Annotated in this window: 20 protein-coding genes; 10 read left to right on the top strand and 10 right to left on the bottom strand. The window is 41.1% G+C overall.

Annotated elements, in window-relative coordinates:
• Positions 1-1,319, bottom strand: a 1,319-nt coding sequence (locus RMY16_RS22945; RefSeq protein ID WP_322738283.1) for a hypothetical protein, incomplete at its 3' end; no start/stop codon positions are given.
• A 365-nt stretch (positions 1,320-1,684) separates the two neighbouring features.
• Here RMY16_RS22945 and crtD point away from each other — a divergent pair.
• Positions 1,685-3,193: a C-3',4' desaturase CrtD gene (gene crtD / locus RMY16_RS22940; protein ID WP_322738282.1), complete on the top strand. Its 1,509-nt coding sequence runs from the start codon at positions 1,685-1,687 to the stop codon at positions 3,191-3,193.
• Positions 3,194-3,211: 18 nt separating this feature from the next.
• On the opposite strand, the gene RMY16_RS22935 is transcribed toward crtD, so the two are convergent.
• Positions 3,212-3,838 carry a class I SAM-dependent methyltransferase gene (locus tag RMY16_RS22935; RefSeq protein WP_322738294.1) on the bottom strand — a complete coding sequence of 209 codons (627 nt, stop codon included), beginning with the start codon at positions 3,836-3,838 and terminating at the stop codon, positions 3,212-3,214.
• A 309-nt stretch (positions 3,839-4,147) separates the two neighbouring features.
• Between RMY16_RS22935 and RMY16_RS22930 the strand changes: the two genes are divergently transcribed.
• Positions 4,148-5,254 carry a saccharopine dehydrogenase family protein gene (locus RMY16_RS22930; RefSeq protein ID WP_322738281.1) on the top strand — a complete coding sequence of 369 codons (1,107 nt, stop codon included), beginning with the start codon at positions 4,148-4,150 and terminating at the stop codon, positions 5,252-5,254.
• A gap of 242 nt (positions 5,255-5,496) precedes the next feature.
• Positions 5,497-5,886, top strand: a complete 390-nt coding sequence (locus RMY16_RS22925; protein WP_322738280.1) for a hypothetical protein — start codon at positions 5,497-5,499, stop codon at positions 5,884-5,886.
• Between the two features lie 192 nt (positions 5,887-6,078).
• Here RMY16_RS22925 and RMY16_RS22920 read toward each other — a convergent pair whose 3' ends face one another.
• Positions 6,079-7,377, bottom strand: coding sequence for a sodium:proton antiporter (locus RMY16_RS22920; protein ID WP_322738279.1), 1,299 nt, complete (start codon positions 7,375-7,377; stop codon positions 6,079-6,081).
• A gap of 500 nt (positions 7,378-7,877) precedes the next feature.
• Here RMY16_RS22920 and RMY16_RS22915 point away from each other — a divergent pair, with 500 nt between their 5' ends.
• Both RMY16_RS22915 and RMY16_RS22910 read left to right on the top strand, forming a co-directional pair.
• On the top strand, positions 7,878-8,147 hold the full coding sequence (locus tag RMY16_RS22915) for a hypothetical protein (RefSeq protein WP_322738278.1): 270 nt from the start codon (positions 7,878-7,880) through the stop codon (positions 8,145-8,147).
• Positions 8,148-8,742: 595 nt separating this feature from the next.
• Positions 8,743-9,114: a hypothetical protein gene (locus RMY16_RS22910; RefSeq protein ID WP_104909380.1), complete on the top strand. Its 372-nt coding sequence runs from the start codon at positions 8,743-8,745 to the stop codon at positions 9,112-9,114.
• A 22-nt stretch (positions 9,115-9,136) separates the two neighbouring features.
• Here RMY16_RS22910 and RMY16_RS22905 read toward each other — a convergent pair whose 3' ends face one another.
• The 3 genes from RMY16_RS22905 to RMY16_RS22895 all read right to left on the bottom strand — a co-directional run bounded on the left by RMY16_RS22905 (position 9,137) and on the right by RMY16_RS22895 (position 11,865).
• On the bottom strand, positions 9,137-9,403 hold the full coding sequence (locus tag RMY16_RS22905; RefSeq protein ID WP_322738277.1) for a bluetail domain-containing putative surface protein: 267 nt from the start codon (positions 9,401-9,403) through the stop codon (positions 9,137-9,139).
• Positions 9,404-9,484: 81 nt separating this feature from the next.
• Positions 9,485-10,630, bottom strand: coding sequence for a glycosyltransferase family 4 protein (locus RMY16_RS22900; protein WP_322738276.1), 1,146 nt, complete (start codon positions 10,628-10,630; stop codon positions 9,485-9,487).
• Between the two features lie 62 nt (positions 10,631-10,692).
• Positions 10,693-11,865 carry a glycosyltransferase family 4 protein gene (locus RMY16_RS22895; RefSeq protein ID WP_322738275.1) on the bottom strand — a complete coding sequence of 391 codons (1,173 nt, stop codon included), beginning with the start codon at positions 11,863-11,865 and terminating at the stop codon, positions 10,693-10,695.
• 538 nt (positions 11,866-12,403) lie between these two features.
• Between RMY16_RS22895 and RMY16_RS22890 the strand changes: the two genes are divergently transcribed.
• The gene (locus RMY16_RS22890) at positions 12,404-14,701 is read left to right on the top strand and encodes a hypothetical protein (protein ID WP_322738274.1); all 2,298 of its coding nucleotides are present in this window, start codon (positions 12,404-12,406) and stop codon (positions 14,699-14,701) included.
• A gap of 397 nt (positions 14,702-15,098) precedes the next feature.
• On the opposite strand, the gene RMY16_RS22885 is transcribed toward RMY16_RS22890, so the two are convergent.
• A complete protein-coding gene (locus tag RMY16_RS22885; RefSeq protein WP_322660834.1) occupies positions 15,099-15,383 on the bottom strand; it encodes a DUF2470 domain-containing protein in 285 nt (94 codons plus the stop codon).
• A 269-nt stretch (positions 15,384-15,652) separates the two neighbouring features.
• On the opposite strand from RMY16_RS22885, the gene RMY16_RS22880 reads away from it, so the two are divergent.
• Positions 15,653-16,408 (top strand): metallophosphoesterase family protein, encoded by a 756-nt coding sequence (locus RMY16_RS22880; RefSeq protein ID WP_322738273.1) that lies wholly within the window; start codon positions 15,653-15,655, stop codon positions 16,406-16,408.
• Between the two features lie 136 nt (positions 16,409-16,544).
• On the opposite strand, the gene RMY16_RS22875 is transcribed toward RMY16_RS22880, so the two are convergent.
• Entirely contained in the window at positions 16,545-17,408 is an 864-nt protein-coding gene (locus tag RMY16_RS22875; RefSeq protein ID WP_322738272.1) for a M48 family metallopeptidase, read from the bottom strand.
• 393 nt (positions 17,409-17,801) lie between these two features.
• Between RMY16_RS22875 and RMY16_RS22870 the strand changes: the two genes are divergently transcribed.
• The gene (locus tag RMY16_RS22870; protein ID WP_322660839.1) at positions 17,802-18,335 is read left to right on the top strand and encodes a DUF4330 domain-containing protein; all 534 of its coding nucleotides are present in this window, start codon (positions 17,802-17,804) and stop codon (positions 18,333-18,335) included.
• Positions 18,336-18,457: 122 nt separating this feature from the next.
• On the opposite strand, the gene RMY16_RS22865 is transcribed toward RMY16_RS22870, so the two are convergent.
• Entirely contained in the window at positions 18,458-19,354 is an 897-nt protein-coding gene (locus RMY16_RS22865) for an alpha/beta hydrolase (RefSeq protein ID WP_322738271.1), read from the bottom strand.
• A gap of 613 nt (positions 19,355-19,967) precedes the next feature.
• Here RMY16_RS22865 and RMY16_RS22860 point away from each other — a divergent pair.
• Together RMY16_RS22860 and RMY16_RS22855 are read left to right on the top strand one after the other, a co-directional pair.
• Positions 19,968-20,552 (top strand): hypothetical protein, encoded by a 585-nt coding sequence (locus RMY16_RS22860; protein WP_322738270.1) that lies wholly within the window; start codon positions 19,968-19,970, stop codon positions 20,550-20,552.
• 255 nt (positions 20,553-20,807) lie between these two features.
• Complete coding sequence (locus RMY16_RS22855; protein ID WP_322738269.1) at positions 20,808-21,581, top strand: armadillo-type fold-containing protein; 774 nt, start codon at positions 20,808-20,810, stop codon at positions 21,579-21,581.
• 105 nt (positions 21,582-21,686) lie between these two features.
• Here RMY16_RS22855 and ftsE read toward each other — a convergent pair whose 3' ends face one another.
• The gene (gene ftsE / locus RMY16_RS22850) at positions 21,687-22,433 is read right to left on the bottom strand and encodes a cell division ATP-binding protein FtsE (protein WP_322738268.1); all 747 of its coding nucleotides are present in this window, start codon (positions 22,431-22,433) and stop codon (positions 21,687-21,689) included.
• Positions 22,434-22,447: the final 14 nt, after the last annotated feature.

The following is a 22,447-nucleotide window of genomic DNA, read 5'->3' as shown; positions in this document are numbered from 1 at the left end:
ACTAGCCATTTTTGAGTATCCCCAAACCCGCCTTGTCCAGTTGCCCATCGCTGGAGATCAAAACTCTCACCATTAGATAAGTGAGTATCGATACTAGCTAGACCCCCATCATTGAAGACGTTGACTAAATCATCTTTCCCATCTGCGTTAAAATCGCCAACTAGCCATTTTTGAGTATCCCCAAACCCGCCTTGTCCAGTTGCCCATCGCTGGATATTATTAAAGTTTAGAGTTCCACTGATAAAGTACTGCCCCAAACTGCCGTAATCCGTGTAGCCAGTTGAAAGAGGATTTTCTTTTCCTATACCATCAATTTTGAGGTAATAATTTCCAGCAACGACATTTGTTGTAATACTTGCAGATAGTAAATCTGTTGGATTGGACGATGCAATTAAGGTACCAGCAGAATTGTATAGCTCTGCCAAAATATCTAAGTTTGATCCTCGACTAAAAGGATTCACTATCAAGCTAATCAGACCAGTACCTGTGACAAAACTATAAAAATCTAGATCTGTATTGCGCTCAATGATGCCACTATCACTGATAGACGTACCAGAAATGGTTAGTGGCTTTGCTGTCGCAATTGCATCACCACAATCATCGGCTCGGTAAGTGAACCCATTTTGGGTCGTAATAATTTGCAAATCATCCTCAGTATTGTTAGCAGAAGCATACTCGCCTTTACTCCACTGGGTTAACTCCTGGTAATACCCCAATCCCATGACCGATGCCCAGCCAGTCTCTCCACTACCATGTCCTTCGTAGTATTCTTCAGCGGGGGTTATTCGTCCATCATGCTTGAGTCCCAGCGTATGACCTACTTCATGAGAGATAGCCTCAGCCGTCCCCTTCTCATCACCGTTTATCGTATTTTTAGCAAAAACAAAGACAGGAGTATCACTATTCCAGTTGAAAGAACCAAGTTTGGCGACTCCTCCGGCTCCTTTACCATACCAATCGTAACTGCTACCGCCGATCGCAACACGCACTCCCCAGCGAGTATCATCACTGCCGCTCTTAATCAGATCGTTAATATCTGCTGGAGCCTGCGTTGTGACATTAACATTAAACGGGCTGAAATCCTCAGCGACGCGCTGCCAGATATACTGAATTGTTTCAAGTTCAGCCGAGCTAAAGGATGCTGTATCGCCATCGAAGTCGAAGGCAGGGGTGATAATGTTAGCTGGACGTTCACTTGTGTTCCAGGAAGTACCAGAGGTGATATTGCCGTCGAAATCTAAATAAATTGTCTGATTAGCTCCTAGTAAGCTGTTGAGGAAGAAAGTTTTAGGCAGGTCTAAAGAAGCTGATACTGACATATAATTTCATCCTTAAATGAAAGCTTTATTATTTATCACTATCAAGCAGATAACTTTACGTAATTTCTTATGCAATCTTTACAAAAGTACACGGATGCACGGTGACAAATTAAATGGTGTTGAGACAAACTCATGTCATCGAGCAAAGCTTTACTCACTTTAGCTTCCAACCGTTGGTGTTGATATAGCTTGTAAGCTCCTTGTACTACTTCTTACGCTTAACGCCCTTTGAGTGCCAGCTTTACACCTCAAGGGAAGGGGTTGGGGGTTAGAGGTTAGGTTTGTTTGCAGTACGCTGGGCACAGATGGCGCAAAGAAGGTAAAATTATAAGTAAAAGTATTAAGAATTTTAAAGAAACTCATTAATGTCCAGCATTTCTCTTGACAAAAGTAACTCTCATGTCGTCGTTATCGGTGCAGGAATAGGTGGACTGACTGCTGGAGCATTATTAGCTCATAGAGGTTACAGTGTCTTAATTTTGGATCAAGCCCTCGTACCAGGAGGTTGTGCTTCGACCTTTAAACGCCAGGGATTTACCTTTGATGTGGGAGCAACTCAGGTGGCGGGGTTGGAACCAGGGGGAATTCACCACCGGATTTTCTCAGAATTGTCAATAGATTTGCCACAAGCAACGCCTTGCGACCCTGCTTGTGCGGTGTATTTACCTGGGGAAACCACACCCATCAACGTTTGGCGCGACCAAGAGAAATGGCAAGAGGAACGACAAAAACAGTTTCCTGGTAGCGAACCATTTTGGCAGTTGATGGCAACTTTATTTGATGCTAGTTGGGAATTTCAAGGACGCGACCCGGTGCTACCACCGCGTAATTTATGGGATTTGTGGCAGCTAACTCAGGCGGTGCGTCCGAGTACATTAATTACCGTACCCTTCACCTTGTTTACGGTAGGAGATGCTTTACGGTTCTGTGGGCTGGGAAATGACCGGCGACTGAGAACTTTTTTAGATTTGCAACTAAAGCTATACTCCCAGGTAGATGCAGAGAACACAGCATTACTTTATGCCGCCACAGCGTTGAGTGTATCACAACTACCTCAAGGATTGTTTCACCTCCAGGGAAGTATGCAAGTATTGAGCGATCGCTTGGTACAATCTTTAGAGAGAGATGGCGGCAAATTATTGATGCGCCACACAGTAGAAGAAATCAAAGTAGAGAACGGCAAAGCTACTGCTGTAGTCATTAGAAATCAGAAAACTGGCGAAGTCTGGACAGAAGCCGCCGACCACATAGTTAGCAATGTCACCGTGCAAAACTTGGTGCAGTTATTGGGAGAACAAGCGCCATCTGGATATAAAAATCGGGTGGAAAAACTGCCCCAAGCATCGGGTGCGTTTGTGGTGTATTTGGGTGTAGATGCCAGCGCGATTCCGCCTGAATGCCCTCCCCACCTCCAATTTCTGTATGATGTAAATGGCCCCATTGGCGAGAATAATTCCCTATTTGTTTCCGTCAGTCATCCTGGAGACGGCCGCGCACCGGAGGGGAAAGCGACAATTATTGCTTCTTCATTTGTCGATCCTACACAGTGGTGGCAGACTGAAGATTATGAAGGACTAAAAGAAAAGTTTACCCAAGAAGCGATCGCTCGTCTTGCCCAATACTTTTATCTCAAACCAGAAACGATTATTTATCAAGAAGCCGCAACACCCCGTACCTTTGCCCATTTTACAGCCCGCGATCGCGGTATAGTTGGTGGTATAGGTCAAAGGATTCCTACCTTTGGCCCCTTTGGATTCGCTAATCGGACACCAATCCAAAATTTGTGGCTAGTTGGTGACTCCACCCATCCCGGCGAAGGTACTGCTGGGGTGAGTTATTCAGCGCTAACGGTAGTTAGGCAAATTGAAGCTTAAAAATTAGATGCGCTTGTGCTATCGAGGCTTGCGTGCTGCGAATATCAAAAACAGAGGAATACGTTTTCGTCGCTCATAGGTTTGCACGTCGTGAAAGTGTTCGCGTTGCGGACACGCTTCACGCAAATCCTCAATCATAAATCCAGCTGCATTGAGGAGATGAAAATAGTCTTCCACCGTGCGGTGGTACTTTTGCACCGTGCCGCCAAGCCAATCCGTAACTCGCAGTCCGATCGTAAAATAGTTATCGACAATCCAATCTTGGCGGAGCGTCCCAGAAGTCCATCCAGCGTCAGAAGAAGTGATTACAGGATGCTCGACCGAAAAAACAAAGAGTCCCACAGGTGTGAGTGTATGGAATATCTGGGTGCAAATTGGTGCTAAATCAGCGACATAATGCAGGGAGAGTCGCGCAATAACTAGATCAAATGCTGCCTGTGGATACATCCAGTTCTCAATCGTCTGCTCAATTATCTGACCATCCGTGTCAGCAAGTGTCTTGGTTGCGACGGCAGTCATCTTGTGTGAGCCTTCGATACCAGTGTAGCTCGCAGCGCCGCCATCGAGGAGTTCTCGTCCAATTGTCGCATCGCCACACCCCAAATCGAGGATACGTTTACCAGTAATGGGTAAAATGAGATCCATCATCACTGGCTTTTCAAGGGTATCGTTCGGTGTATCTATACGTTGACGATGGCGCATGTAGGTTGCAAAAACCGCCTGATCATCATAGAAATTTGGGCCTGTCTGCTCCATACGTGCTGTTCCTTTGCAGTAGGCTGATGACATCATTGGCATATTAGCAGATCAACAATGAATACAGGTTAGTACGGGGAGCAATTTAACTGTAATTGAAAACTCTGCCTTGATTGTAAAGGCAAGTCATACTTATAACCGATGGCAAACAGGACACAAAACTGGTCAAATTAAGTTATTGTTGCGAATGCTGGAGTAATGACAGACAGCGTTTTAATTCTAGGTGGGCGAGGGCGGATTGGTAGCAGTGTTGCTCAGGATCTCGCTACCCATACGCAAGCTCAAATTACGATTACTGGACGTTCTGCGGAGTTTGGGAAGGCTGTTAGCTTGTCTTCGGGAGGACAAGTACAGTTTTTGGTATTGGACTTGGCAGAAGTTGACAAGTTGCGAGATGCGATCGCAAACTCTAACTTAGTCATTCACTGTGCTGGCCCATTTCACTATCGAGATACTAATGTTCTCGAAACCTGTATTGCTCAAGGCGTTAACTATGTAGATGTCAGCGACCATCGTTCTTATACCAGCAAAGCTCTCAATTTTAGTGAACAGGCTGCTGCTGCTGGTGTGACAGCAATTATTAATACTGGCATTTTTCCTGGTATTTCTAACAGCATGGTACGTCAAGGAGTTGAACAATTTGATAAACCGGAAAAGATCCATTTAAGTTATTTAGTTTCCGGTTCTGGCGGTGCTGGCATTACAGTCATGCGGACAACTTTTCTTGGGTTGCAGTATCCTTTTGAGACTTGGATAAATGGCAAATGGAAAATAATCAAGCCTTATAGTGAAAGAGAATTAGTTAATTTTCCACCGCCTTATGGACGCACCGGAGTTTACTGGTTTGATATGCCAGAAACCTTTACACTGCCCAAAGCTTTCCCATCTGTAAAAACTGTAATTACTAAGTTTGGCTCTGTTCCCGATTTTTACAATCACCTAACTTGGATTGCAGCACACGTTTTCCCCAAGTGGTTAATGCAGCGCCGTTACATGATTGAATTTCTGTCTCATGTCAGCCATTCAATGACAGATGTCACTAATAATTTTAGTGGGATTGGTGTAGCAGTTCGTTCAGAAGTTACAGGGCAAAAAGATGGTGAAACTGCCGTTTATTGTTCAACTGTAGTGCATGAAAATACAGCCGTGGCTTCTGGTTGCGGCACAGGTAGTATTGCCCAATTATTGCTAGAAGGTAAACTCAAGAAACCAGGTGTTTTTGCTGTGGAAGAAGCATTACCAACAGATTTATTTGAAGAGGTAATCCAAAGTCGAGGAATTAAAATTAATCACAGTTGGTTATAGGTTAATACGCTTGCTTTAAACACACTGGGTGAGAATTTCATTTCATCCGATTTTACTTACGAAATATTCAGATACAGAGGTAGGGGCGTACATTTGTACGCCCCTACTTTAGGTAAAAATTAATATACCTTGCGGTAGAAGTAAGAACTGTACCTAAACATATAGGATGCCTGTGAGCCTGAAATATTGAATATATTTATACATGACTAAGGCTTATAACAGCACAATAGGAGGGGTTTTTCGTGCAAAAAATTCTATTAACTTTAAAACAAGCATTGCGTTCAAGCTTCTTGGTTATTGGCTTAATAATTTTCATCAGCTTGTCATGCTCGTTCATTTTCGTTCAGCAACCTAGTTATGCAACTACTCTTGAAGAATTAAAGCTAATACCGCCGGAGTATAAACCAAATTCTGAAGAAAAAATTAATCGTGCTAACGAATTTGATCCAGGTGTTGGCATTCAAGAAGAAGACAGACAAAAAGCTTATGAACAAGCAATAAAAGATTCAAAAAATCTTAATACTATAGAGAAGACTTACGAAAGAAATTTGAAGGCTGAACAAGAAAAAAATCCCCCAGAAACTTTTGGTGAAAAAGCCAAAGAAGTTATTGAAAAGGTGACGGGTAAATAGGGAATTATATCTAATCCCCAACAGTTTCCTTACTAACTAACGTTGGGGAATAATAAATATTCAAAGCCTCTTTCATGTTTGGAATCGCAGGTTTATAAATTTAAATTTTAGGGTATGTTATCGCTGAGAGTACAGCACCATCAACAATTTAAGGTGCGTTAGCCTTGGGCATAACATACCCTATATTTGTTTTTACTCAAATTCATCTATTGTGGCGGGAGTATTAGACTTTATCTTATTAGCAATATTGCGCTCATACCACTTCATTAATGGAGTCGCACTGATGCCATGTATAATTACAGAAGCTACAATAGTAGTGTAAGTTATCCAAGCAATTTGTTCAGCAGCTTCACCTTTTAAGCCATTACCAAAGGCGTAGGCGAGATAATATAAAGAGCCGACACCGCGAATACCAAACCATCCAATCAACCATCTAGTTCCTGGATTAAAGGTTCGGCGGTGTGACTCTACAGGACGTTTGCCTATTGTGCTAATCCAAACTCCTACAGGTCGGATTATGAATAATAACAAAATTATCACTAATAAAGATTGCATAGCATAGTTGAGCATTGGCTGCAATAATAATATTGATCCCAATAGCAAAATTGTTCCAACTTCCAGCAGTTTTTCAACTTGCTCAACAAATTCCAACTGTGCTAGCGGTTTTTCAGGATTTCTGTAACTGCGTTGGACAACTAATCCAGCAACAAATACTGCTAAAAATCCATAGCCATTCACCATTTCTGTTAAAGAGTAAGTTATTAGGATTGTGCTGATAGCAATAAAATCTTCCATTAACTCATCGGCACGACGGCGTTTTTGAATTCTTTTTTCAATCCAAACTATAGATTTTGCAACAACAACTCCCATAACAATACCAGCTGCGATCGCCCAAATTAAATCAACCGCAATCCACTGTTTAAACCAGTTCCCCCAGTTATCATCTTTTATTGCATGAAGACCAAAATAAACAAAGGGAAAAGCCAAAGCATCATTTAACCCACCTTCAGAAGTTAAACCAAATCTCAACTCATCTTGGTCGTTTATATCGGTCAGTTGTACTTCTGATGCTAATACTGGATCGGTAGGTGCGAGAATTGCTCCTAATAAAATGGCTTCTCCCCAATTCATCCCTAAAAACAATTTACCCACAACAGCCAGAGCAAGAATTGAAATTGGCATCAGAAATACAATCAATCGCGCCGTAATCCCCCAAGTCCCCAACCTTAGAGGACGAACAATTCTTAAGCCGCAGCTAAACACAGAAATAATTACTACAAGTTCTGTTATTTTTTCCAGCACTTCGGCATTAAAAACGTCATCTCGACGAAAGTGAATCAGCCCAAAGGCGTAAGGGCCTAGCAAAATACCAACTACTAGGTAGATAAGGGCAAAAGAAAGAGGTAAACGAGCAATCCAACCTGACCCTAATGTGACCATTAGTAGAAGTAGACCAATCACAAATAGGTCAATAATATAGATATCTACCATATAGCGATTTACATAAATATAAGGTGTTGCTTTGTAAGCTTAGTTGCAATAGCTTTGTATGAGAATTTACCTATGGACAGATTTTCTAGGATTAGGAATTCAGAGACATCACCAAATTGGGGAAGAAGGGAATAGATAAATTTGGCGTTGGCTTTGCCCATTGTAGAAATCGCACTTTGATTATTTGTTAGAAGTCCTTTAACTAATCGGATGTAGCACGGGAATATCGCTAAGACATACCTATACGCTTTTACGAATGGTTTGTAAGTTAAACGACATCTAATCCAAAATTTATATAACTCTTGTGGCATAGACCGAAAAGCCTACGCTAATTATGCAAGTTAAATTTAGCGGGACATGATATATTTCCTACTTTCTGACTTAGATATTGCCCAATTTAGTACAAATATACTATAATGGGTATAGCGTCCACAAAGCCTAGCCAAATGCATAATGGCTCTGTGAAAACCTTCTGGAAGATGGATTCAAGGGTTAGTTCGATGATGAAGCATTATATTCTCAACCTCAATCCGACTGCCAAGCATGAATGGGATCGGTGTATTTTACGTGACCCGCTGACTGCCAAACGCCCAGACATTGCTAAACTCATTGCCGAAGCAGTTGGTGCTGATACAGGTAGTTATTTGGTCAGCGTGAATATTGAAGTTCAAGTTTTGCAGCAAGCGGCAGTACCTCAAGCCGAACAACTCTCGCTTTCATTTCCGGAGGTGAGTGCGCCCTCACAACCACAACTGCGGGAAGTAGCTTGAGCTAAAGTGCAGAATTTAGCAGAAAATAAAAAGCCTGCATAACCAGGCTTACTTTACTTAGCCGCAGACTGAAGTCTGACGGCTAAATAATTCATGGTTATATGAGCGGACTTAATCTTCAAAGGCAAAATTAATTGATGTTATTCAAAAGACATCTTCAAAAAGGAATGGCAATCTACATTCATTTTCACTCCTTTGTCTAAAGCTAAGTTGAAAAACTTGGTGAGGTACAGATAATCGTAGGGGCACAACATATTGTGCCCCTACCCGTGTACTTCATTTACCTGAGATACCGTGTATAAAGATAAATGAGGTTTAAATTTAAAATTTTTTGATAGTTTATTTGAACTTTATTTTTGCTAATTTTTAGGAAAATGACTTTAAATAATTAGTGGGAAATAATTGGCATTCCTGCACTTCAAACATCGCTTTCCCTCCCCTAATTGAATACATTTGGACTATAATATATATATAGCTTCCAGCAAGCTGAGTTAAGTGTAAAACTTCTCTGTGACAGCCTTTTGGTAAATGGATTCAAGGGTTGGTCTTATACTTAAATACTACATTATTATTGACCTAAGAGGAAAATTATTAAATGATGCAACTGAGTCATTATCCAGCTGCGATCGCACAAGCTGCCCAACGGGCTAATGAAATAGATTCTCAGTTGATGGCAGTGCAGCACCAAGTTAACCGATTTGAAGGCAATGCAGACCGCACCGCCGCCTTTGAGATGGATTTGAAAAATGATGCTCAACGCAAGGCTCGCCGCTTTGAGGTGCTGCTTGTAAATCAGGAATATCAAAAGGCAATAGACACCCAAATTCGATTAACTGTCGATAAAGCAAATGCGATCGCCCATTTGGAATATCTGCGTAACCAGTTTAGTGTAGCTAAGTTGGAAGCAAGATTAGCGATCGCTCAACAACTTTCTGATTTTGAATCTCGTGAATTAGTTGGTTTATAGTCACACCCCAAGCGTAGTTTGATTAGACAACTGCTAAATTAGTCAAGTTACCTTTGTAGCCACTAATCTCAATCACAGCATCCGTGAGGGCAGAGAATCCATTATTGTTATCGTTGAGTGCCAAAAAAGTCTGCCCCTTATTGCCTGTACCCAGGGTAAAAGTTGCCGCACCTTTAGCCACAGAAGCAGTTGCAGTCAATATCTGTTGTACATCTGATAGATTCAGTAGGGTAACAGTGCCAAGTTGAACTAAATTAGCAGCCTCAACTGCATACAGCCCATCTATCAATCATCAAAGCACCCTTCCGCAGGCGAGTAAGGGAGTAGCTAGGCTTTAGCTGGGTGGGGTTAGCACGGGTATTATGTCTATTTAAGCGGACATGATATGAGACAGCAGTTGAGCAATTTGCTGATTAATAATTGCAGCATCAAAACGCTGACTAGCCGTAATTCTCGCGTTACTAGCTATAGTTGCAGTTATTTCCGTTTCCTGAAGACAGGTGATAATTACTTGTGCAAGTTCCTGGGGTTGTCCAGGTGTGACTAAAAAACCATTAAGTCCATGTTTTACTAATTCGATTGCACCTCCAGCTTTGGCTGCAACTACAGGTTTTCCACATAGCATTGCCTCTACAATAACTCTACCAAAAGGTTCTGGCGAAGTAGAGGTATGTGCCACCAAGTCACAAGCTGCCATTAACTGGGGAATATCAGAACGAAATCCTAAAAATTTGACGCGGTTTTCTAATCCTAGTTCACTAACTTGTTGGTGTAACTTTTGGACATAATCTTGTTCGCCAAACAGTGCATCACCCACTAAAATTGCCATCACATTATGCCGACATTTAGCAAGGGCATCAATTAAAATATGCTGCCCTTTCCAAGGTGCAAGACGGCTAAAGTGTCCAACGACAAATTTTCCTTCTAATCCTAACTGTTGCTGTAATTTCTGAATGTCAGACTCATCAGTTTGATAATTTTTTGGATTAAAGCCGTTATAAACAACTTCGATGATATCTGGGTGTCCTCCTGCTTGTACGAATGCTGTTTGACTAGCTTGAGAATTAGCAATTACTAATGATGCAAAGCGATTAGCTAAGTTAACAGCAATGCGAAGATTAGTTTGGCTAAAATGTTCTTTGGAAAGAATATCATGTAAATGATAAACCAGAGGGCGACGACTGAAAAAACTTGCCAACGCTCCAACAACTAATGCTTTTTGGGTGTTGGCATAGATTAAATCGTATTCACGCGCTTTTTTAACTACTTTAGTAATCAAAGGTGCAAGTTGTCCCAAACTCTTGAATCCTTGTAGCAAACTGCTTTCTTTGCGAACTTGGATTGCTTGAGTTGCGAGAACTTCTACTGGAATATGATTTTGTCGTAGTAAATCTTTAAACGATCCATCTACAAATAAACCTACTAAAGCGCGATCGCCATAAGGTTTAGCAATATCTATTAAACATAATTCGGCACCGCCTGGTTTACCGCTTTGATCTAAGAAAAGTATTTTCATTAAACCTCTTTTTATCTAATTTGGCTCATGTAGTGCCCCTAGAATTTATTAAAATTACTTGTTTAAGCTAATAAAACATTCCGTACTTGCTGGGCAATTTGATTCCAGTTGTAATGTGTGGTGGCGTACTGGCGACAGGCTTCTCGTGAAGGTATAGGGATATTTCCCAAAAGTGCTTGTTCTAATTTTTCAGCAATGTCTGAGGCTTCTGTTGAAGTAGTAATGAAATCGGGTGAAAATTCTGATAAAATTTCTGGCATTCCCCCAACGGGAGTACATAAAACAGGAGTACCACAGGCTAGAGACTCAACTATTACTAATCCAAATCCTTCAAAAGATTGACTAGGCATAATAGTCAATTCAGCCGCTTGATAAGCTATAGGTAATTGCTCATCAGGCAGAAAACCTAAAAATTTAACGTTGTCAGCTAGTCCTAATTCTGTAGCCTGTTGTTGTAGTGCAGCTTGAATGTGACCACGGCCTGCGATCGCTAGCCAAACATCTGGTATTCTGGGCTTAATTATAGCTAGAGCTTGCAATAATTTGTCAACTCCGGTTCTATGTACTAAACGGCGTGATGTAAATATAATCCGGCGATTATTAGCCCAGCCTAGCTTTGCACAAGCCTCTTGGGGTGATAATTTTGGTTGAAACCGATTAATATCAACTCCACCGGGAATAACATTAATTTTGCTCCACGGGACTTGATATTTATCATGTAAAATTTTACCAAAAGCTTTGCTCAAAACAATGAAGCGATCGCAGCGATTATAAGTGTTTTGTTCTATTAGCCAGTGCTTAATTAAAAGACTAAGGTTTTTGTTAACAACTTCCTGCTGACTCTCAGAAGCCCAAGGGCCATGAAAGTTAAAAGTAACTGGTACTCCCTTTGGTAAAATATCTAAAATCGGAAAGCTGTATAATGCAAAGTGCAAATTAATAGCATCTGGTTTACTGGTTCTTGTTTTCTGAAAATTCGTGCGAATCGACCATAATCTTTGCCAAATAGCACTATCAGGACTCGCCAAGTTAGTCAGCTTGATCGGCGAATTTAATTCAGTTTCTGGTAAACCGACTCCGCATAATTCAATCCGATCTTGATTTGCAGCTAATTTATGAGTTAGTTCATAAATATACCTTTCTAGCCCTCCGGGACTTTTGGGAAACCAGCCTAATCCAAGGGTGAGAATAGATGCAGATGCTGAATTAAAACTTCTTTCTTTATTACCTTCCATCGATATTTCTCCTATAAATATATTAAAACAGTAGGGGCACACAGGTATGTGCCCCTACAGCGTGTTGTATCCAAACCCGAATCACTATAATTTCGGAATACACATTACTAATAAGAGTTTTTTTACGGAACACCAATTTATAAACTATTTATATCCCAACGTCAATAATGAATTTAACCCTGTATTTTTATTAACTAAATAACACTTGCTACATATCTACTCTGCCCACGAGCAAACAAGCTGGATACTAGATATACCAAGGAAAAACCACTATTAAGCAACTAAGTTTGTATCAAGAATCACACTAAAAAAGCAATAATAACTACTTGTTAAATTGTTGTTCGACATTTTATACAATAATGTGATTTTGATAAAGCTTATATAAATAGTACATTTTTAATCCTGATAGCTCTTTATTGATATGTAATCAGATATCTTGCTTCAAACAACTGTATATTAGTGAATTTAAAAACAGTTATCTTTTGTGCGGATTTCATAAAAGGTAATTGTATATAAATAATTAAAAGATGAAAAATATATGATAAATAAATTACTGACGAAGTTAGTAAAACTTCGTCATGAACTCAATCAGCAAGTAAAAAAATTATCTAAGACTAGATATTTACAAAGAAGTAAAACTTTCAATTTTTTACTCAGTATAACTATTGCAGTCATTGTTACTAGCATTGGAATTACAACAGACTGGACAACAACAGAAACACCGACAATTACATACAAAGCATCGTCAATAAGTAACACTATTGACAGTGAAAATTCACGGGTAAAAAACAATACTAAAACACCCACGCTTAACTACAAAACATCGTGGATAGGTAATACTATTGGCAGTGGAAATCTGCGGGTACAAAACAATATTGAGGCAATGTATGTTGCTAGTGATGGCACAGTTTATACTAACAGCCATTGGGATGAGGCGGCAATGGAGGCAGGAATATATAAAGATGGTAAGGTTATTGCTGCCCTCGAGGATACTCACGGCTGGAGTCGTGGCGGTGGCAAAGCTGTAACCGCAAATAGTAAATATGTTTACATTGCCATGACTCAAGGTTCGAGGGGCGATACAAAAGAAGATTATCCACCAGAAGGAACAACTTGGTATAGCGTTAGACGCTATGATTTATCAGGAAAACCTGCGGCGTTTCCGAATGGGCGTGGCTGGGATAAAAGTATGCTGATTACCAGTACTAAAAGTGAAGTGACTGGATTAGCAACTGTGGAAAACGAGTTGTATATAAGTGATTTTGCGGCTAACCAGATTCGTGTTTATGATACTGAGACGATGAAGGAACTCCGCAGCTTTACCTTTGCTAATCCGGGAGCAATAACTATTGATCCACAAAAAAATCTGTGGATTATTCAAAGTAAAAATGGTAGTAAGCCTGCTAAGATTCTCCATTATTCCCAAAGTGGAAAGCAATTGCCTCAACAGATTGCAGATATTGTTGAACCAACAGCGATCGCTATTAATCATCAAGGTAAGTTGTTAGTAGCAGAAAATGGCCCGCGTCAGCAAATGTTGACTTATGAGATCAAAGATCGGCCAGTGCAAGTGAGTAGTTTTGGTTCTAAAGGCGGTATCTATGCAGGAGTTCCTGGTGAAGTTCGAGATTTGAAACTTTACGGACTTACCGGAGTTGGTACAGATGCTTCAGGTAATATCTATATAAATAGTAATGGTTTCAACAAATCAGGAACAGATTTGCGGAAATTTTCGCCATCGGGAAAACTAATGTGGCGATCGCTGGGATTGATATTCGTCGATAATGCAGATGCCGATCCTAAAACTGATGGTGTAGATGTATTCACCAAACAAGAACACTATCTGATGGATTACAGTAAGGCTGCTGGTAAGCAATGGAATTATAAAGCCTATACCTTAAATGCTTTCAAATATCCTCAAGATCCACGTCTGCATACATCGCCAGATGGAACCTTTGTTCGCCGCATCCAAGGGAAGCCGTTTTTGTTTCTCACAGATATGTATAACAGCTTTCTGCAAATATATCGTTTTAATCCCGCTACAGATGGTAAAGTCGCCATACCCGCCGGTATGTTTGTCGGTACCAATGGCAAAGATTTACCATTTATTACCGGAAATTGGCCACCGCATCAACCAGAACAAGGGGAATGGATCTGGCGCGATCGCAACGGTAATGGCAAATTTGAAAAGAACGAATACGATCGCAGCAAAGATTATCCTCATATTGGCGGCTGGTGGGTAGACAGCAAAGGAGATGTTTGGAAAGCTTTGCGAACAGAAGATGGCATTCGACACTATCCTTTACAGGGAATAGATCCTAAAGGCAACCCCATCTACAGCTATAGTTCGATGGAAAAGCAAACTACTCCCAAAATATTTAACGACTTGCGGCGGATCGAATATTTCCCCCAAACAGATAGTATGTTTTTGTCGGGGTTTACGGTAGATCACCCTGCATTTGGTGACGATGCTGGAGTTGCTGGATCTGAGATTGCCCGTTTTGACAATTGGAGTAAAGGAAATCGTACTCCCAAGTGGCGGATTGTAATTCCCTACGACAGCACCGGGAAGCGTGAAGTGTCTACAGCAGCAATCAGCGTAGCGGGAGACTATGTATTTGCCGTGACAGTCAAAACCGCAGAGGTATATGTCTACAATGCCAAGACGGGAGCGCAAGTAAAACAGTTAAAACCAGGCCCAGAAGTTGGCAACGAAAGTGGCTGGATTGATATACCCTACGGTATTCGCGCTTTTCGGCGTTCCAATGGCGAGTATCTAGTATTTGTGGAAGAAAATTGGAAAGGAAAAGTGATTATATATCGGCTGGCGGGGTGAGTATTTACAGCAATTACGACATATAGTTGAGTGCTGAGTAGTGAGTGCTGAGTGCTGAGTGCTGAGTAGTGAGTGCTGAGTGCTGAGTGCTGAGTGCTTAGTCAAAACCCAGTTGTTTCAAAACTTTGAGCAATCAATACTGTCCTAATCTGTGTGACTACGGCTATAACACAGCTTTGACTTTAAGCTTAACTAAGCCGCAAATCCCCGACAACTTTTACAAAGTCGGGGATCTTGTTTTTCACTATGTATTTTTCTTTGTTCGTATGAAACCACCCTGCCCTCTGGGGATAAGGGGCGGGGGTAAAGGTATGGAATTTTCCCTTCCCCTTTAACCTTTCACCTTTCCCCAGTCTAATATGTATCGCAGATTTAGTGTCAATTATTTTGTCATTTCCTAGTTAGCCTTTACCCGCGCCTGCTTCACCATTGCAATCAAAGTTTGATGAGCATCTTCCGCATCTACTAAAACACGATCGAATTGAATGCGAACTGGTACAGTTTCCCCATTGACTTGCGCTGTTAAATCCATACCCTGTGCATCAATTGACAGCATTTCGGCTGCGATCGCATCTGTTAAACCACCAAAAGCTTTAGCATAAATAACTACAGCATCAGCATGATCGTCATTCATGTGCTTGCAGATGCGCGAACTAATTTCAGCAGAAAAACCATTAGACATTGTGAACTTAAAAGTGATGAATATGGCAAGAGGCTAAATTCTCGGCTAAGTAGTTTAAATTAGCAGAAAAACCTAGTCTTAGGCATCGATATTATAAGTTATATCTGAAAAACAATTGTCGTTGTATATATTTAATAAGTTAAGTTTATTACTAGTACAAGAATTAAATTAAAATAAACATTATCCAGTATTTTTACCTTTCATTGCGGAAACCAGACAGCGTAAACTGTAGCAGAAGTATTAGCCAAAACTATTGCAGCTAAGAGACAATGAGCGAAACTAGCCCCAGACGAATTGTAATTGGGGATGTGCATGGACACTATGAAGGTTTAATGACATTGTTGGAGGCGATCGCCCCCACGTCAGAAGATCGAGTCTATTTTCTGGGAGACTTAATCGATCGCGGCCCTCACAGTGCGCAAGTAGTTAATTTTGTCAAGCAAAATAACTACTCATGTTTGTTGGGAAATCATGAGCAGATGTTACTAAACATTCTGACCAATGAAAGGACTTCTTCCTCGACGATGCAAGCATGGCTGTTTGGTGGAGGGCAAGCTACCGTGGCCAGTTACCAAGAGGCTCCAATTCCTGATGACCATCTGGATTGGTTAAAAGCTTTGCCTACATACCTTGACTTGGGGGATATTTGGTTAACTCATGCTGGTGTTGACCCTTCCAAGCCGGTGACAGAACAAACTGCCGATGAACTGTGCTGGATACGAGAGGAATTTCACAGCATTGAAAAACCCTACTTTCCAGATAAGCAAATTATCATCGGTCACACCATTACCTTTACCCTGCCGGGTGTTGCTCCTGGTAAACTGGCCCAAGGCAAAGGATGGCTAGACATAGATACTGGCGCTTATCATCCCCGGAGTGGCTGGTTGACTGGACTAGATGTCACAAATCAGTTGGTTTATCAAGTTAATATCTTTAAAAACTATATCCGTACCCTGCCTTTAGAAGAGGTTGTAAGTACAGTTGATCCAGCCAAAATTAAAGTCGATCGCCGCAATAGGAATTAAGGAATATTTGAAATGAGGGGGAGAAATCAATTAAAAATCCAAAATTAAAGAACTTCTGCCCCCTACCTGGTTGTTGAGTTTCGACTACGCTCAACTGCCGTGTAGTCGAAACACTGCCTCCTCTATCCCAATTTCCTCAAGACTTCGCTAATGGTCGAATATTAGCTTTATAACTAGCATTATCCAAGCCATATTTTCCATTACTAGGTTGAGATTTAATTGCACGTCTGAGGGCATCAATGCGATCGCTGGTTCCGGGGTGAGTACTCAAAAATGTCGGAGTAGAACCACCCTTTTTCAACAGCTTTTGCATAAAAGAAACTATCCCAGACTGGGCATAACCAGCGCGTGTCAAAGTTCTTAACCCTCTTTGATCAGCATCAAATTCATCTTGACGACTGCGAGGACGATTCAAGGCAAGTTCTACACCAATGTTCACAGCTGTATTGCGATCTAAACCACTTGCTGATGCTAAACCACTAGCGATCGCTCTTTGCCGCATCTGTTTAACCAAGTGTTTCCCGCCAATATGGCCAATTTCATGGGCGATGACACTGGCGAGTTCCGCTTCATTATCGGCGGCTTTCAGCAAACCCGTATGGACATATACATAACCTCCTAAAGTGGCAAAGGCATTAATAGCGTCATCTTCAACGACTTGGAAGGTAAAGGGAAGATTGGGGCGATCGCTACTAGCTGCTAAACGCCGACCGATTTGTTCGACATAGCTATTAACTTCAGAATTACGGTAAAGTCGGACTTGACTCCCTAGTATTTGCTGATTAATCTGTTTGCCAATATCAGTTTCCTGGCGATCGGATATATTAGAAAGCTGAAGTACCTGGACTCCCTGCAATATAAGAGGCAAGAAGTCTAAAGTTCTTCCAGGCAAAGGTGTACTCAGGCACAGGCTCAAGGCGACTACCACTGAAATTAGGGGATAAAACCAGCGACGCCGCCATACACGGTAATTTGCAGCAAAACCTTTCCAATTGAACATAATACACTCTGAAGATTATTTCGGAAGAACATCAAATGAGGGGACAAATTATAAGACGGATTTAGAGTATTCTAAGTTGCATTCTTAATTCAAGACCAAAGGAGTTGTCATACAGATAATCTTGATGCAAATCTACCGAATTGTGTGAGGCTAGAGATTCTCTCTAGAGATAGGCTTAAACACTAGATTTTACTTTCTAGGTGCGTCAGTATTAACTGGTAAAAGTTTGAGGGTTAGCTGCCGTGCCTCGGAAATTACGAACTCGTGATAAACTGTCGCATAACCGCAACCCCCGAATACTTTGAGTTATTACCAAATAGGGAAAATTACCGTTTCCATCGAAAACTTTCTGGCTACAATCCATTACTTCGCTATTAACTAGGAAAACTTTTTATGGCTATTTTAGATTCAAAAGGTCGCTTGTTTGGCAAAATCAATCTTTTAGATTTAGGTGCCTTACTGGTAATTCTACTAGTTATCTTTGGCATCTTTGTTTTTCCTGGCACTTCTGGTTCTGTCGCCCAAGTTGGTGCAAAAACAGTACCCATAGAAGTAGACTTAGTAGTTCGTGGTTTGAATGTACGTGACCCAGGAAGATTAATTGACAATGGTTTAAAAAAAGGCGGAAAAACCAATGTGATTATCCGCAATCAACCCTACGGACAGATTGAAATTAAATCTATTCAACAGCTACCTAGAACAGTCAATGTTTTCCAACCGGATGGGACTGTTAAAGAACTGCCAGATCCCAAGAGCAACAATTACAGTACAGATTTTCTTTTAACTTTAGATGGCAAAGCCCAAGTTACTGAAAGTGGGCCAGTTTTAGGTAACAGTAAAGTGAAAATTGGGATGCCATTTGAGTTAGAAGGTTTTAACTACAACTTCAATGCAACTGTCATTGATATCAGATTGAAAGACAAATAGTATTATCACTTTTGTTGATAATTTTCTCTATCAATCTTATTAAACATCTGATGAAAAAGAATGTAGAGACGCGTTAATGCGGCGGGGCGAACCCAGTGCAATCTCGGTCTCTACGACTCATGTTAATTAAGCAAAGGCAAAAATTTGCGAATTAACCCGATTGTCACTGCTGGCAATTCCAACTGTGGTGTTAATCCAACATCTTCTAATTGTTGAAAAAATCGGATTGCTTGGGGATTGATTTCAGCAAGGCGGCGACCAATTGAAGGGCCTGTAAATTCTGACTTTTGTCCCCAAATAATGGCGGTGGGAGTGGTTAATTGTTGAATGTAAAGGGATAAATCAAAGCACAAATCGCCACGAACAAAGGACAGTGCTGCATACTCAGCATTAGGCTGTAGGGCAGATTCTAGATAAGCATCTACAATTTCTTGGTAGACTCGATTCGATTGAGCAAATTGCCGTTGTTCTAAAAAGCTGCGAATACCACCACTAGTAGCAATTCCAGTGCTGTAAAGTAAACGATCGACAATGGGAACGCTAACTAACTGGGCAAAAAAACTCCGGGAATAGTCTTCGCCAAAGTCAGAAAGTCCGGCGGGGGTAGTAAGAATTAAAGACTTGAATAAATCAGGACGATCTGCTGCTACCCGAATTGTAAATGCTGCGGTTAAAGAAGAAGCGATCGCTGTTACTGGTCCAGTACAAGTCTGCTCGAAAAACTCCCGAATCGTGGTCAAATAATCCTCAATATTATAACTACGTGCTGGATGTTCAGACCTACCCCAACCAAGCAAATCTGGCGCAATGACCCGATATTCAGCCGCAAAAGCCGGATAAACTTTCGACCACTCATAAGCAGAAGACCCACCACCAAAGCCGTGCAGAAATACTAAAGTTTCGCGATCGTCTTTGGCTGTCACATCATCCTGCCAAGGTGTTCCAGCAGCAGTATAATATACCATTCTACCTAGTGAGGTATCTATAGAACGTTGTTCAAATCCTAGTGGTTGAAACATAAGTCTTTTTTGTTGACTGTAGTGATTCGTTGGCACAAGTAAGACACAATACCTGGGACGCAGGGCACACAAAGGGAAGATTCGGTAATTTCTCGCCTCCCCTTTCGTTACCCTAGATGTTTACCGCATTCAGTGCTAAGTAAATTAACAAGCACTTAAGATTTGTGTATTTAGTAAGAGCAACGTCCCTTATAGGCAGTCTTTGAACTCAGCACTCTTCATGTGTCTAGTTCAAACTCCCCACTCATTGTTATTATCAGCGAACCAATCACTCTCAGACTTCTGGCTAGCGTCAGATTAAGTAGATATAAAATTACTGGATTACTTGTAAAGATTTGGTGCTTTTTTTCATAAAAATAAAGTAACTGAACGTTGAAATTACTGTTATATAAGGGTTTTTCATGCTAGCAAGGCTCGCTCTGGCGTGAATCCAGCATAAGTTTTTATGGTAGTCTATCAAAAAACCGATAAATAATTTTGAGTGTCAACACGTCAAAAATAGTTAAAACGCTTATTTTAATAAGCTGTTAATTCTACTTATATGTGTAGAAACAACAGCTCTTAATGTATAAATAATCTAATTTTTATCTAAATAATAGTAAGGCGGGATGTCATGGTAAAGCAGGCTACTCTTCAATCAAATAAACTACCAACGATTGAAGATGCTAAATTTGCGCTTGACAACTTGAATATACAAAACGAAATTAAAGCTTCAGCTAGGCGGGGTCAGGTCGAGCCAGTTTTTGATGCTGCCAGACTTACTGTACCTACTTGTATTTGTTTAGACTTAGAAGACTTGAAGTGTTTTGAAGCAGTAGAGCGTCAATATGAACGTTGGGGAGTCATTTTTCACAATTCTCTAGCAATACAGCCATCAAATCCAGCATTTCCAACCTATTCAGGGCTAATAGTCTTAATGGGAGCGCCCAAAAGCGGATTTTTAGAAGCTACTTTCTTGCGTCCAGTTAATTCAGTTAGCGCCTTTGTCACAAGTTCGCAACGGCTAGTGCTTTCCGCCTACGATCGCGATCGGCAACTACTCGCTCAAACTGCACTACCAGGCTCTAATCTTGCTAATTCCGACTCGCCAATTTCCCCCAATACCTTATTATCTATAAATGTAAATAACATTCACAGCGTTACCTTTTGTACTTTTGATGGGCAATTCACCCTTGATAACTTTCGTTTTTGTCTTTAACTAAGACTTATTGGAGAAAGGCAGAGGGCAGTAGGCAGGTGGTCACTTCGACTACGCTCAGTGACCACCTGTCTCCTTAAGTACAAAATGCCCTTGCTCTGAGCGATTGAAAATGGTATGTTAATTGGCGCTGTGCTGTATTAGTCTACTATCCGTCTATAAAATCGGGCATTTTATGGTTTGAGCCTTCATCCTTTCTTCATCCATAGTAAAACTTATACAATAGGTAATTTCGTAATCAAGTAGGTAAACACTGTGGGACAGGCTTCGTCTTCTTGGCAGCAATTGATCAACCAAATCCCCAACTGGAACTGGTCGCTTCCAAAATTCAAGACAAAGGGAGCCATGAAGCAGCAAACATTTAAACGTTTCTCTGGCCCTGGGGGCTTTCTTGGGTTCCTGACAATTATCATTGCCATGTTGTTGTGGAACTGGAAACTGCTACTGGCTCTCTTAATCGGCATTGGAGTAATGGTATTGGTTTACTCAATGCAGGAGTGGGACTGGCAATTGCGCTGGTCAAAAATACGTAATTTCTTAAATAGTTCAAATCGTCGGTTAGTTTTAGCAGTCATCAGTGGTGGTATTGCTACTGTCAGCACTTACATGGCAGCTGCAATATGGGTTGACTCTCATAGCCACTGGATTGCTGTTGGTGCGATCGCGCAAGGTGTGGGAACCCTGTTAACTTTAATTTTATTGGTATGGCAAATTGTCAACTTCTATGAAAATCGAGAAGAAGACCATCTCGATCGGTTGTTGATGAATTTAACAGAAAAAGATCCATTGAAGCGGTTGATTGCTCTAGGTCAACTAAGTAAATTCATCAGCCGTAAGCGAGTTGACTCTTCAGTGCAGCAAGATATTGTCCAATGCTTGCAACTCCTACTCAGTCGAGAGGAAGAAGTTGTAGTGCGAGAGGCAGCTTTTAAGAGTTTACAAGCCTGCGATCGCCTACAAGTGCTACCCCTCAAAACAGCAGTACCTTTCGTACCCGTATCAGCAAAAGTCAAACACCACGTTTATTAGTTATTTGTCCTTTGTCCTTTGTCCTTTGTCCTTTGTCCTTTGCAAATGACCAATGACTAATGACCAATGACCAATGACCAATGACTAAGGACTAATGACAAATAACTATTTTCGAGACAACGTTCCATTACGAACTTGCACTACTGGATGATTGCACCGCCGTACCAATTGTTCATCGTGGGTGGTGACAATGACCGTAGCCCCAAAGGAATTTAACTTCTGGAGAATCTGGATTACTTGCCAGGAATTATCTGGATCAAGATTTCCAGTAGGTTCATCGGCCAACAGTAGGGGTGGTGTACCAACGATCGCACGGGCAATACTCACCCGCTGTTGCTCTCCTCCAGAAAGTTGATCTGGAAAGCAGTCAGCTTTACTCAGCAAACCTACCAGCTTTAAAGTTGGTTCTAAACGTCGTTGAATTTCTTTACGGGTATACCCTTGAGCTTGCAGCACAAAAGTGACATTTTCTGCTACTGTTCGTTGGCTAATGAGTTTGTAGTCTTGAAACACAATACCAATTCGTCGCCGCAATAATGACAAGCGATCGCCCCGCAAATCCGCTACATTACATTCATCAACAATTACTTCTCCCTGTGTAGGCAGCTCCTGGCCATACAGCAGTTTCAAGAGCGTTGATTTACCAGAACCACTTGACCCCGTGATAAACAGAAATTCTCCCTTTTTTACCTCAAGGTTTGCATTCAATAAGGCGTGAGTGCCGTTAGCATAAGTCTTGGTTACAGATTGCAATTGTACTTTTGTAGTAGTATTGCTACCGTGCTGTTGAGTTTCACTGTCCTCTCCATGAACGGATTTATCTGTCTTAACTTGAGTTGTTAATACTGGCATTGTGAAATTTTCCT

Origin of the sequence: Nostoc sp. DedQUE12b, assembly GCF_034530835.1 — a bacterium.
GTDB lineage: Bacteria > Cyanobacteriota > Cyanobacteriia > Cyanobacteriales > Nostocaceae > Nostoc.
Note: the sequence above shows the minus strand (reverse complement) of the source record. Positions and strands in the feature narration are given on the sequence as shown.

Excerpts from the sequence above, each read along its gene's own strand:
- crtD (WP_322738282.1), top strand. The coding sequence starts at position 1,685 with ATGTCCAGCATTTCTCTTGACAAAAGTAACTCTCATGTCGTCGTTATC.
- RMY16_RS22935 (WP_322738294.1), bottom strand. The coding sequence starts at position 3,838 with ATGGATCTCATTTTACCCATTACTGGTAAACGTATCCTCGATTTGGGG.
- RMY16_RS22930 (WP_322738281.1), top strand. The coding sequence starts at position 4,148 with ATGACAGACAGCGTTTTAATTCTAGGTGGGCGAGGGCGGATTGGTAGC.
- RMY16_RS22920 (WP_322738279.1), bottom strand. The coding sequence starts at position 7,377 with ATGGTAGATATCTATATTATTGACCTATTTGTGATTGGTCTACTTCTA.
- RMY16_RS22915 (WP_322738278.1), top strand. The coding sequence starts at position 7,878 with ATGATGAAGCATTATATTCTCAACCTCAATCCGACTGCCAAGCATGAA.
- RMY16_RS22910 (WP_104909380.1), top strand. The coding sequence starts at position 8,743 with ATGATGCAACTGAGTCATTATCCAGCTGCGATCGCACAAGCTGCCCAA.
- RMY16_RS22900 (WP_322738276.1), bottom strand. The coding sequence starts at position 10,630 with ATGAAAATACTTTTCTTAGATCAAAGCGGTAAACCAGGCGGTGCCGAA.
- RMY16_RS22895 (WP_322738275.1), bottom strand. The coding sequence starts at position 11,865 with ATGGAAGGTAATAAAGAAAGAAGTTTTAATTCAGCATCTGCATCTATT.
- RMY16_RS22890 (WP_322738274.1), top strand. The coding sequence starts at position 12,404 with ATGATAAATAAATTACTGACGAAGTTAGTAAAACTTCGTCATGAACTC.
- RMY16_RS22885 (WP_322660834.1), bottom strand. The coding sequence starts at position 15,383 with ATGTCTAATGGTTTTTCTGCTGAAATTAGTTCGCGCATCTGCAAGCAC.
- RMY16_RS22880 (WP_322738273.1), top strand. The coding sequence starts at position 15,653 with ATGAGCGAAACTAGCCCCAGACGAATTGTAATTGGGGATGTGCATGGA.
- RMY16_RS22875 (WP_322738272.1), bottom strand. The coding sequence starts at position 17,408 with ATGTTCAATTGGAAAGGTTTTGCTGCAAATTACCGTGTATGGCGGCGT.
- RMY16_RS22870 (WP_322660839.1), top strand. The coding sequence starts at position 17,802 with ATGGCTATTTTAGATTCAAAAGGTCGCTTGTTTGGCAAAATCAATCTT.
- RMY16_RS22865 (WP_322738271.1), bottom strand. The coding sequence starts at position 19,354 with ATGTTTCAACCACTAGGATTTGAACAACGTTCTATAGATACCTCACTA.
- RMY16_RS22860 (WP_322738270.1), top strand. The coding sequence starts at position 19,968 with ATGGTAAAGCAGGCTACTCTTCAATCAAATAAACTACCAACGATTGAA.
- ftsE (WP_322738268.1), bottom strand. The coding sequence starts at position 22,433 with ATGCCAGTATTAACAACTCAAGTTAAGACAGATAAATCCGTTCATGGA.